The organism is Amycolatopsis sp. NPDC004079 (assembly GCF_040610415.1).
Lineage (GTDB): Bacteria > Actinomycetota > Actinomycetes > Mycobacteriales > Pseudonocardiaceae > Amycolatopsis > Amycolatopsis halotolerans.
Genome location: NZ_JBEXMH010000133.1, coordinates 1 through 10442, shown reverse-complemented (window position 1 = coordinate 10442; position 10442 = coordinate 1). Strand labels below are relative to the sequence as shown.

The following is a 10442-nucleotide window of genomic DNA, read 5'->3' as shown; positions in this document are numbered from 1 at the left end:
GCTTGATTGTGCTGACGGTTCGGGGGTGCTTGTCAAGGCGGGAAAGATGCCTTGACAAGCACCCCCGAACCGCAGAGAAGGCTTCGTATCGGGGTGCGGGGGAGGGTCTGGGTGCCTCGCTGGTTGGGCGCGTCGGCTGCGGTTCGTGGTGGCTGTGGCTAGCGCCCCAATGTGGCATTGGGTGCATCTGACGCAACCAATGCCGCATTGGGGCACATCCCGGCGAGCGGCAGGGCGGGGCGGTCCGTGAAGGGCTCCTTGAGGGAATCTGATTCCGTGAAGGAGCCCCTCACGGCGTGGCGCGGCGCGGCGTGAGGAAGGAAGGTCGTGAGGGGAACCCTGAGGGAATCTGAGTACGTGAGGGTGGCCCTCACGTACGGGGGCCAGGGTCAGTCGCCTTCGATGACGTCTGGTTCTACGCCTAGGTAGCCTGCGACCTGCTCGACTAGGACGTCGTGGACTAGATCCGCCAGTTCGGACGGGTCCTTGGCGCGGGCTTCCAGGGGGCGTCGGTACAGGACGATCCTGGCCCGGGTGGGGAGGCCGGTCCGGTCGACACCGGCTGGGACCAGGCGCGATAGGGGGACTGCGCCGTCGTGCAGTACGCCGTCCGCGGGGGCCCGGCCGTCCATGCGGACTTCTGGGACGTCGTCTACCGCGACGTCCAGTTTTGTCAGTTCGTGCCGCCAGCGGGCCTCGATGGGCTCCAGGGCGTCCAGCACCAGTGCGTCGAAGCGCTCCGCGCGGCTCGCTGCTGCGGGCAGGGACGCTGGATAAAGCGTCCCGCGCAGGCCCCGGCCGTGCCGGTCCCTTCGCATTCGCTGCCGTTGTCGGTAGTCACGAGCCGTCGCCACCGTCCAAGTCTATGCGGTCGCCAGGGGAACGCGCGTGTCGCCGGTACTCGCTTGCGGCGACGCGCTATCGTTTCGGATCGTGCGGAGCGTACGGAAATGTTCGCGAACGGGTTGCCTCGAACCCGCTGTCGCCACGCTCACGTATGCCTACCAGGACTCGACCGCGGTCGTCGGGCCGCTGGCCACCGCTTCCGAACCGCATTCTTACGACCTGTGCGAGGCCCACGCGCTGCGGCTGACCGTCCCGAAGGGCTGGGAAGTCGTCCGCCACGAGGGTGCCTTCGCCGCACCGGAGCAGTCCGCCGACGAGCTGACCGCGCTGGCCGAGGCGGTTCGCGAGGCCGGTCGCTCCGACGTCCCCGCGGCGCAGCCCGAGCCGGAAGGCCCCTCCGGCAGGCGCGGCCATCTGCGCGTCCTCCCGGGGCGCGCCTGAGCCGTCCTCCCGCCCGGTAGGCTTTCGCCCGCGGCGCGACTGGCGTCGCCACGGAACTAGCGGCGGGGAGAAGGCGTGCCAGACCTTTCGGGCATCGTGAAGGCCTACGACATTCGCGGCGTGGTCGGCGAGCAGCTGGACGCCGCCCTCGTCCGGGACTTCGGGGCCGCGTTCGCGCTGCTCATCAAGCCTGAGGCGCCGGCCGTGGTGATCGGCCACGACATGCGCGACTCTTCGCCGGACCTGGCCGCGGCGTTCGCCGACGGGGTCACCTCCCAGGGCCTCGACGTGGTGTCGATCGGCCTGGCCAGCACCGACCAGCTCTACTTCGCCTCCGGCTCGCTCAACCTGCCCGGCGCGATGTTCACCGCCAGCCACAACCCCGCGAAGTACAACGGCATCAAGATGTGCCGCGCCGGAGCTTCCCCGGTCGGGCAGGACACCGGCCTCGCCGAGATCCGCGACACCGTCGAGCAGGGCGTCCCCGCCTTCGACGGCCAGCGCGGCACCGTCTCCGAGCGCGATGTCCTCAGCGACTACGCCGCCTACCTGCGCAACCTCGTCGACCTGTCGGGGTCGCGGCCGCTCAAGGTCGTCGTCGACGCGGGCAACGGCATGGGCGGGCACACCGTCCCGACGGTGTTCGACGGGCTGCCGATCGACGTCGTGCCGATGTACTTCGAGCTCGACGGCACCTTCCCGAACCACGAGGCCAACCCGCTCGACCCGGCCAACATCGTCGACCTGCAGGCCAAGGTGCGCGAGGTCGGCGCGGACGCCGGGCTGGCGTTCGACGGCGACGCGGACCGCTGCTTCGTCGTCGACGAGCGCGGCGAGCCGGTTTCGCCGAGCGCGATCACCGCGCTGGTCGCGGTGCGCGAGCTGGCGAAGGAGCCGGGCGGGACGGTCATCCACAACCTGATCACGTCGAAGGGCGTGCCGGAGATCGTTTCCGAGCACGGCGGCAAGCCGGTGCGCACGCGCGTCGGGCACTCCTTCATCAAGGCCGAGATGGCCCGCACCGGGGCGATTTTCGGCGGCGAGCACTCCGCGCACTACTACTTCCGCGACTTCTGGCGCGCCGACACCGGCATGCTGGCCGCGCTGCACGTCCTCGCCGCGCTGGGCGAGCAGAACGGCCCGCTGTCGGCGCTCACCCAGGACTTCTCGCGCTACGCGGCGTCCGGCGAGATCAACTCGACGGTCGGCGACCAGGTCGCGCGGATGCTCGCGGTGAAGGACGCGTACGCGGGCAAGTCCGGGGTCGAGATCGACGAGCTGGACGGGCTCACCGTGCAGCTGCCCGGCGGCGCGTGGTTCAACCTGCGCCCCTCCAACACCGAACCGCTGCTGCGGCTCAACGTGGAGGCCGCCGACCGCGCCGCGGTCGAGGCGCTCACCGCCGAGGTGCTCGCCCTTGTCCGGGCCTGACCCGCTGGCGCCGGATTGTGTCCGGAAGGCGCCCTCAACACCCCAACGACGCGTGGTATGGAGGAACTATGGCCATCACGCTTGACGCCCAGCTGCTGGAGATCCTCGCGTGCCCGTCGCCGGATCACGCTCCGCTGCGTCCCGGAACGCCGGACGACGCCGAGGCGGACGCGCTGACCTGCACGGAATGCGGCCGGGTGTACCCGGTGCGCGACGGGATCCCGGTGCTGTTGCTCGACGAGGCGACGCTGCCCGGCTCGGCCGACCACGGCGACAGTGCTTGACCATGCTTGACGATTCCCTGCTCGACGACTCCGCGCGGCTGGCCGACGCCGACCGCACGGGGTTGCTGCGTGCCGCCGCGATGGCGGGCGCGCAGGTGCGGGCCACCGCCGAGGCGGCGGCCGAACTGGAGCTGAGCGACCGGCTGGACGTCGGGCGTCCGCGTTCGCTCGTGCTCATCGACCGGCCGGGGGTGAGCCGCACGCTCACCCGGCTGCTGGCCGCGCTGCTCACGCCGTCGTGCCCGGTGCCGGTTGTGGTGGCCGAATCGGTACCGGCCTGGATCGGCGCGCTGGACGTGGTGTTCGCGCACACCGACGACGCGGGCGACCGCGAGCTGGCCGCTTCGCTGGAGCGCGCCGCCCGGTTCGGCGCGTCGGTGGTGCTGTCCTCGCCCGCGGACGGGCCGGTCGCGGCGTCGGTGGCGGGCAAGGGCGTGCTGCTCGCGCCGCGCGTGCCGGTGCCGCCGGAGCTGGCGTTCCCGCGCGGGCTGGCCGCCGGGCTGCTCACCGCGAACGCGCTCGGCCTGCTGGTCGCGGACGTGCAGGCGCTCGCCGACCAGCTGGACCTCGAAGCGGAGAAGGATTACCTGGCACGCGAGTCGTTCGCCAACCCGGCGAAGGCGCTCGCGCTGCGGGTCGCGGACCGGGTGCCGCTGCTGTGGGGGCTCGACCCGGTCGCGGTGGCGGTCGGCGAGCACGCGGCGCACGCGTTCGCCGCGCACGCCGCCCTGGTGTGCGACGTCGAGGACTACCGGCAGGCGCTCGCCCGCCCGGCTTTGCGCCGGGTCGCGCAATCAGGCGGCGTGGAGCGAGACATTTTCGCCGACCCGGACGACTCTCCTGGTGGAGTTGCGACGCGGGTGCTGCTGCTGTCGGTGCGGACCGGTCCGGCCACCGAGGCGGCCCGGTACCAAGCCGAGGAGTTCCTGCCGGGTGCGGACCTGATCGTGCCCGCCGAGGAGATCGAGGCAGACGAGATCGTCCGCGCCGCGGTGCTGGCGCTGCGGTTCGAGCTGGCCGCGGTGTACCTGGGGCTGGCGGCGGGCAGCATCGGCGGGGCCGGGAGATACGAACCGGCCTCCGCCTGAGGGAGCAGGGGGGAACGCGGGCAGGCGGTTCCGCCGCCGCGTGCGTCGGCCCAGTGCCGACGGGAAGGATTGGGAGTTGACAGTGGAGCTGTTGCGCAACGCCGTACGGCCCTACGCCTGGGGATCGCGAACGGCCATCCCGCAGCTGCAGGGCCGTCCGGTGCCGGCGCCGCACCCCGAAGCCGAGCTGTGGATGGGAGCGCACCCGGGGGACCCGTCGCACGTGCTCGGCCCGGACGGCGCCGAACTGAGCCTGCTCGAACTCGTCGACGCCGATCCGGTCGGCCAGCTGGGCGAGGACTGCGCGCGGCGCTGGGGCAACCGGCTGCCGTTCCTGCTGAAGATCCTCGCCGCGGAAGAACCGCTGTCGATGCAGGCGCACCCGTCCGCGGCGCAGGCCGCCGAAGGCCACGCGCGCGAGGAGAAGCTGGGCATCCCGCGCGACGCCTCGAACCGGAACTACCCGGACCCGACGGCGAAGCCGGAGCTGGTCTGCGCGCTGACGGAGTTCCACGCGCTGGCCGGATTCCGCGACCCGAACCGCACGGTCAAGCTGCTGAAGGCGATCGAGACGCCCGGCTTGGGCAAGTACACCGGCCTGCTGGAAGCCCAACCGGACCCGGCGGGCCTGCGGGCTCTGTTCACCACCTGGATCACCCTGCCGCAGTCCGCGCTGGACGAACTGCTGCCGGAGGTGCTCGACGCGTGCGTCCGGCACGTCCAGGACCACGGCGAGTTCGCGACCGAATGCCGCACGATCCTGGAACTCGGCGAGACCCACCCGCGCGACGCCGGCGTGCTCGCCGCGCTGCTGCTCAACCGCCTGACCCTGCGCACCGGCGAGGCGATCTACCTGCCCGCCGGCAACCTGCACCTGTACCTGCACGGCACCGCGGTGGAGATCCTGGCGAACTCGGACAACATCCTGCGTTGCGGGCTCACGCCGAAGCACGTGGACGTGCCGGAGCTGCTGCGCGTGGTCGACTTCGCGTGCGGGGAAATGCCGGTGCAGCACGGAGAATGCGCCGGACAGCGCATGGCGGTTTACCACACGGACGCCCCGGAATTCGAGCTGTCGCGGGTCGAATGGGCGGCTGGGGACAGTGCCGAGTTGGAGGTCGACTCGTCTGGGCCGCAGATCTTGCTGTGCACCGAGGGGGATCTTCTGGTGGTCGCTTCGGATGGGGAGCAGGTAGAGCTGCAGCGGGGGCAGTCGGTGTGGCTGCCTGCCGCCGATCCGGCTGTTCGGGTGCGGCCGTTGGCCGGGGTGCGGACGCAGCTGTTCCGGGCTACTGCTGGGACTTGCGAGTTGTGAGCTGGCGTTAGGCGTTCAGCTCGGCGGACCAGGCTGCGAAGAAACGACGCAGTGCGGGGACCTCGGCGAGCGTGATCGGCAAGTCCCGTCTCCGAAACGGGACAGCGAGGCGAGCATCTCTCTGAACACCGCGGTGTCGAAGCCCGGGTCCTGCTCGGCTGCGCGAGTTAGCAGCAAGTCCTTCGGGTAGGTGGCGGATAGTGCGTACACGTCGGTGAAGTCGCGCGCTTCGGCGCGGTCGAAGAGTGCGACCACCTTTCGCCCCGCGAGTTCTTCCCGGTCGAAGGTCGGACCCAGAAAGGTCAGCGTCGGCGGGAGATTGGGTGCCGCGTCGAGCGCAAGATCAACAAGCAGGTTCTCCGGTCCGCGCACGACCACGCGGCAGAAGGTGGCGCTGTCGCGGATCCTGGCGACCTGTCAGCCACGAGCTTTCGCGGCGGATTCCAAAGCGTTCCGGGCGGCCGGTATATCTCCACGTCCGGGGCTGGCGAAGAAGTCGAGATCCTGTGTTGGCCGGGTAGTCAACTGTTGTGCGAGCAGGGCCGCGCCCCCAGCGAGCAGGAACCCGTCGCTCTGCGCGAGCTCGAAGAAGAGTCGTGCGACGGCCACCTGGAATGCGGTCAGTCCTTCCGGCGCGGTCACGTTGCTGCCACTGGCCGGACGCTGTCGATGAGCGGAGCCCAGGCGGCTCGGACGTTCCGGGGGAGGACCAACTCCTCCCACAGGTCGATCAGCAGCGCGCCGTCGACGTACTCCGCGATGTGGTCGCCGGTGCCTTCCCGCAGCACGATCTCGTAGACCCGGGCTCGGTCCGCGCGCGAGCGGAGGTCGAAGCGACGTTCCGGTTCCGACCAATTGAGTTCGATCGGCAGGACGACCGTCGCGAAAGCTTTCTCAAGGGGCGGCCGGGGGAGGCTCGTGGGCACCGAAATCGATCGGCCGTTGGCAGTGAGTTCGTGGAAGAGGAGCTGAGGTTCGAGGGTGAGTGTGAAGCCAGCCCCGGCGAGCAGGCGGGTGACGGTGTCCAGCGTGGGCGACTTCCGGCCCCTCTCGTACGCGGACAGGGTCGGACGCGATGTGCCTGCTCGCTCAGCCAGCTCTTGCTGGCTCAGGTCCGCAGCTTTGCGCGCCGTCGTCAGGAGTTCAGCTGTGTGCATCGTCGTCCTCGAATCTGGTATGTATCCGAAAGGATACCAGAGCAAAGGTATCTGATCGGATACCTTTGCGAAGACAAGCAAGCCGGGCGGCAGCCCAGCGCTTCCCGCCGCCAAGGCTGCTCTAGGCTCCCACCGGGCAATTCGGGCGCGGAGCAGGGGAGCGGGAAGTGTCAGCTGGCGGGGGAACCAAGGCGATCATCGCGGCGCTCGCCGCCAATGCCGGGATCGCGGTGGCCAAGTTCGTCGGCTTCCTGGTCACCGGGTCGTCGTCGATGCTGGCGGAAGCGGTGCACTCGCTGGCCGACACGTCGAACCAGGGGTTGCTGCTGCTCGGGCAGAAGACCTCCAAGCGGCGCGCCACCCGGGAGCATCCGTTCGGGTTCGGCCGGGAGCGGTACTTCTACTCGTTCATCGTCGCGCTCATGCTCTTCACGCTCGGCGCGGCGTTCGCGCTGTACGAGGGCATTCACAAGATCATCGAGCCGCAGCCGCTGGATACGCCGGTGGTCGCGGTGGTCATTCTCCTCGTCGCGATCTGCCTCGAGGGCTACAGCTTCCTCACCGCGATGGGCGAATCGCGCAAGATCAAGGGCAACGTGAGCTGGTGGCGGTTCATCCGCCAGGCCAAGGAACCCGAGTTGCCGGTCGTGCTGCTGGAGGACTCCGGCGCGCTGCTCGGCCTCGTGTTCGCCTTGCTCGGCGTCGGATTGTCGGTGCTGACCGGCAACCCCGTTTTCGACGGCATCGGCACGGTCTTCATCGGCGCGCTGCTCGGCGTCATCGCGGTCATCCTGATCATCGAGATGAAGAGCCTGCTGATCGGCGAGGGCGCGACCGACACCGATCTCGCGACCATCGTGGACGAACTGGCCGCGGGCAAGGTCGAGCGGGTCATCCACATCCGCACCCAGTACCTCGGCCCGGACGAACTCCTCGTCGCCGCGAAGCTCGCGCTCGTGCCCGGTCTCGACACCGCCGCGATCGCCACCGCGATCGACGACGCCGAGGCCCGGGTACGCGCGAAAGTCCCCGTCGCGACCCTGATTTACCTGGAGCCCGACCTCGACCGCGAGACGCGCTGACTGTCCGGACAGCTGGCGCCCAACTGACACGCTAGGGTGGCGCCCGGTCCCCACGAAGGTCACCGCAGGAGGTCAACGTTGCCCGGCACTGGGTTGTGGCGCACCAAGTCAATCGAGCAGTCCATTTCGGACACCGATGAACCGGAGACGAAACTCCGCAGGAACCTGAGCGCCTGGGACCTCACGGTCTTCGGCGTCGCGGTGGTCATCGGCGCCGGCATCTTCACGCTCACCGCGCGCACGGCGGGCGACTTCGCCGGGCCGTCGGTGTCCGTCGCGTTCGTCATCGCCGCGATCGCCTGCGCGCTCGCCGCGCTGTGCTACGCCGAATTCGCTTCCACCGTCCCGGTCGCGGGCAGCGCGTACACGTTCTCCTACGCCACTTTCGGCGAGTTCATGGCGTGGATCATCGGCTGGGACCTGATCCTGGAACTGGCCGTCGGCGCCGCCGCGGTGGCCAAGGGCTGGTCGTCTTACCTGCAGACGGTGCTGGAGTACATCTTCGGCAAGGGCACCAAAACGTCGATAGATCTCGGCGGCGGTTTCGGCATCGACTGGGGCGCGTTCATCGTCGTCGCCGCGTTGGTGACGCTGCTGGTGCTCGGCACGAAGCTGTCGTCGCGGTTCTCGATGGTGATCACCGGCATCAAGGTCGCCGTCGTGCTGTTCGTGGTCATCCTCGGCATCTTCTACATCAAGTCGAGCAACTACACGCCGTTCGTCCCCGAGGGCAAGCCCGCCGGGTCCGGGTCGAGCGGTGTCGACCAGTCGCTGTTCTCGCTCATCGCGGGCGGCGGCAGCAGCACGTTCGGCATCTTCGGGCTGCTGGCCGGCGCGTCGATCGTGTTCTTCGCGTTCATCGGGTTCGACATCGTCGCGACCACCGCGGAGGAGACCCGCAACCCGCAGCGGGCCGTGCCGCGCGGCATTTTCGGCTCGCTGGCGATCGTGACCGTCCTGTACGTCGCGGTGTCGCTCGTGGTGGTCGGCATGACGCCCTACACCAACCTTTCGACGTCGGCGGGCGACGGCAGTCACAAGACGCTCGCCACCGCGTTCTCCGCGAACGGCGTCGACTGGGCCGCGAACATCATCTCCGTCGGCGCGCTGGCCGGTCTGACCACCGTCGTCATGGTCCTGATGCTCGGCCAGGTGCGGATCATCTTCGCGATGTCCCGCGACGGCCTCATGCCGCGTTCGCTGGCCAAGACGAGCGACCGCGGAACGCCGAAGCGCGCGACGATCGTGGTCGGCGTACTGGTCGCGGCGGGCGCGACGTTCTTCCCGGCCGACAAGCTCGAGGAAATGGTCAACGTCGGCACGCTGTTCGCGTTCATCCTCGTGTCCGCGGGCGTGCTGGTGCTGCGCAAGACCCGTCCGGACCTGACGCGCGCCTTCCGCGTGCCCGCCGTGTGGGTCATCGCGCCGCTGGCGATCCTGGCGTGCCTGTGGCTGATGCTGAACCTGACCGTGCTGACCTGGCTGCGGTTCGTCGTCTGGATGGTGATCGGCGTGGTCATCTACTTCGCCTACAGCCGGCGGCATTCGCTGCTCGGGAAGCGGCAGTCGGGGGTGGAGCAGGGCGGAGCGGTCTCCGAATCCGCGCCGCCAGTCGCAGACTGACCTGTTTTCGCTGCTCAGCGGCCCGTCGCCCAGTGTGGGCGGCGGGCCGTTTCGCGTGCGTGGTCACAGGCGCGCAACTCGCGGATTTCGGTTCGGACGGCGACTCGAACCCAGGGTGATCGGGCAACTGCGGGTGCGATACTCTCCGCGTCGTCTCCCTCTGACGGGTTAATCACTAGCGGGTAATTCGCGCGAACAGTGGTCGGGGTTCCTACGGAGGGTCGTGGTTTTCGCATGTGCTGTCCCCCGTTCGGATTTTCCTTCGAGGAGTAACTCCATGCCCATCCCCACCAAACTTCGCGCCGGGTTCGCCGTTGCCGCGGTCGCCGGGCTCGCCCTGCTCGGCTCGGCGACGGCGGCGTCCGCCTGCACCACCGGCGACGACCGCGGACACCCGGTTCCGGGTACGAAGATCACTGATTGCAGCAAGGTCGAGGGGGTCAGCGGCAGCAAACTCGACCAGGGCGACGTGAAGTTCACCGGCGGTGTCGGCGAGAAGACGCTGACGATCACGGAGACCGCTGAGGGCGTTACGGTCGAGGCGATCGTCGTCGTGGGTGGCAATGACGGGCACTCCGTTTACGTGCCGGGGAAGAAGAAACTGCCCAAGGTGGCTCCTTGGAAGGATCTTGTCGCGCCGTATAACTACGACCGGTCGCAGCCGAAGATCGACCAGTGGTTTGTGTGCGGGACGAAGACTGCGCCGACTAAGCCGCCGGTTTCCGAGACGCCTACCACCTCGCCGGCCAAGCCGACTTCTTCCGCTCCCACTGCCGCGCCGACTTCGGTGCCGTCCAGTGTTTCTGCCGCTCCGACCACGACTAGCGCTCCGGCCGCGGTTCCTGCTGGGAATCAGAACGGGACCGGTGGCGGGCTGGCCAACACTGGGTTCGACAACGCTTGGCTGTTTTGGATTGCCGGGGTGTTGATTGTTGGCGGTGGCGCGTTGCTCGTGCTGTTGAAGTTGCGTCGTCGCGGGACTAATTGATTTTTGCGGGGTCTCTTGGCTCGTCGCCTGACGGCGACATTGCCTCGGTTTGTTGAGAGGGCACCCCGAAGCTGATTGTGATGACGGACGGCGGGTGCTTGTCAAGGCGGGAAAGATGCCTTGACAAGCACCCGCCCGCCCCATTTATGGCTTAGTATAGATAGGAAGAGCGTGGTGGAGGGGAAGA

The 10442-nt window shown here is 68.9% G+C and carries 12 protein-coding genes; 8 read left to right on the top strand and 4 right to left on the bottom strand.

The genetic code is table 11. The annotated features are described in order from the left end of the window. Positions 1 to 389: 389 nt before the first annotated feature. Positions 390 to 818 carry a metallopeptidase family protein gene (locus ABZX37_RS48630; protein ID WP_182890259.1) on the bottom strand — a complete coding sequence of 143 codons (429 nt, stop codon included), beginning with the start codon at positions 816 to 818 and terminating at the stop codon, positions 390 to 392. 115 nt (positions 819 to 933) lie between these two features. Between ABZX37_RS48630 and ABZX37_RS48625 the strand changes: the two genes are divergently transcribed. The 5 genes from ABZX37_RS48625 (at position 934) to manA (ending at position 5405) form a co-directional block, all read left to right on the top strand. Further along, positions 934 to 1287 carry a DUF3499 domain-containing protein gene (locus tag ABZX37_RS48625; RefSeq protein WP_116206536.1) on the top strand — a complete coding sequence of 118 codons (354 nt, stop codon included), beginning with the start codon at positions 934 to 936 and terminating at the stop codon, positions 1285 to 1287. 75 nt (positions 1288 to 1362) lie between these two features. Next, positions 1363 to 2718 carry a phosphomannomutase/phosphoglucomutase gene (locus tag ABZX37_RS48620; protein WP_354751140.1) on the top strand — a complete coding sequence of 452 codons (1356 nt, stop codon included), beginning with the start codon at positions 1363 to 1365 and terminating at the stop codon, positions 2716 to 2718. Between the two features lie 68 nt (positions 2719 to 2786). Further along, positions 2787 to 3002, top strand: coding sequence for a Trm112 family protein (locus ABZX37_RS48615; protein WP_344286243.1), 216 nt, complete (start codon positions 2787 to 2789; stop codon positions 3000 to 3002). Positions 3003 to 3004: 2 nt separating this feature from the next. Continuing rightward, positions 3005 to 4090, top strand: coding sequence for a hypothetical protein (locus tag ABZX37_RS48610; protein ID WP_354751139.1), 1086 nt, complete (start codon positions 3005 to 3007; stop codon positions 4088 to 4090). Between the two features lie 82 nt (positions 4091 to 4172). Continuing rightward, positions 4173 to 5405 (top strand): mannose-6-phosphate isomerase, class I, encoded by a 1233-nt coding sequence (gene manA / locus ABZX37_RS48605; RefSeq protein WP_354751141.1) that lies wholly within the window; start codon positions 4173 to 4175, stop codon positions 5403 to 5405. Between the two features lie 15 nt (positions 5406 to 5420). Here manA and ABZX37_RS48600 read toward each other — a convergent pair whose 3' ends face one another. Genes ABZX37_RS48600 through ABZX37_RS48590 form a run of 3 tightly spaced genes read right to left on the bottom strand, consistent with a single transcriptional unit; the run spans position 5421 to position 6562 of the window. Continuing rightward, positions 5421 to 5783, bottom strand: coding sequence for a nucleotidyl transferase AbiEii/AbiGii toxin family protein (locus ABZX37_RS48600; RefSeq protein WP_354751138.1), 363 nt, complete (start codon positions 5781 to 5783; stop codon positions 5421 to 5423). A 39-nt stretch (positions 5784 to 5822) separates the two neighbouring features. Beyond that, complete coding sequence (locus tag ABZX37_RS48595) at positions 5823 to 6047, bottom strand: nucleotidyl transferase AbiEii/AbiGii toxin family protein (RefSeq protein ID WP_354751137.1); 225 nt, start codon at positions 6045 to 6047, stop codon at positions 5823 to 5825. Next, on the bottom strand, positions 6044 to 6562 hold the full coding sequence (locus tag ABZX37_RS48590; RefSeq protein WP_354751136.1) for a helix-turn-helix transcriptional regulator: 519 nt from the start codon (positions 6560 to 6562) through the stop codon (positions 6044 to 6046). Before ABZX37_RS48590 ends, ABZX37_RS48595 begins: the two co-directional genes overlap by 4 nt. A 167-nt stretch (positions 6563 to 6729) precedes the next feature. Between ABZX37_RS48590 and ABZX37_RS48585 the strand changes: the two genes are divergently transcribed. From ABZX37_RS48585 to ABZX37_RS48575, 3 genes are all read left to right on the top strand, one after another. Then, complete coding sequence (locus ABZX37_RS48585) at positions 6730 to 7644, top strand: cation diffusion facilitator family transporter (protein ID WP_354751135.1); 915 nt, start codon at positions 6730 to 6732, stop codon at positions 7642 to 7644. Between the two features lie 78 nt (positions 7645 to 7722). Then, on the top strand, positions 7723 to 9267 hold the full coding sequence (locus ABZX37_RS48580; protein ID WP_354751134.1) for an amino acid permease: 1545 nt from the start codon (positions 7723 to 7725) through the stop codon (positions 9265 to 9267). Between the two features lie 277 nt (positions 9268 to 9544). After that, positions 9545 to 10255 carry an LPXTG cell wall anchor domain-containing protein gene (locus ABZX37_RS48575; protein ID WP_354751133.1) on the top strand — a complete coding sequence of 237 codons (711 nt, stop codon included), beginning with the start codon at positions 9545 to 9547 and terminating at the stop codon, positions 10253 to 10255. The last annotated feature ends 187 nt before the right edge of the window (positions 10256 to 10442 follow it).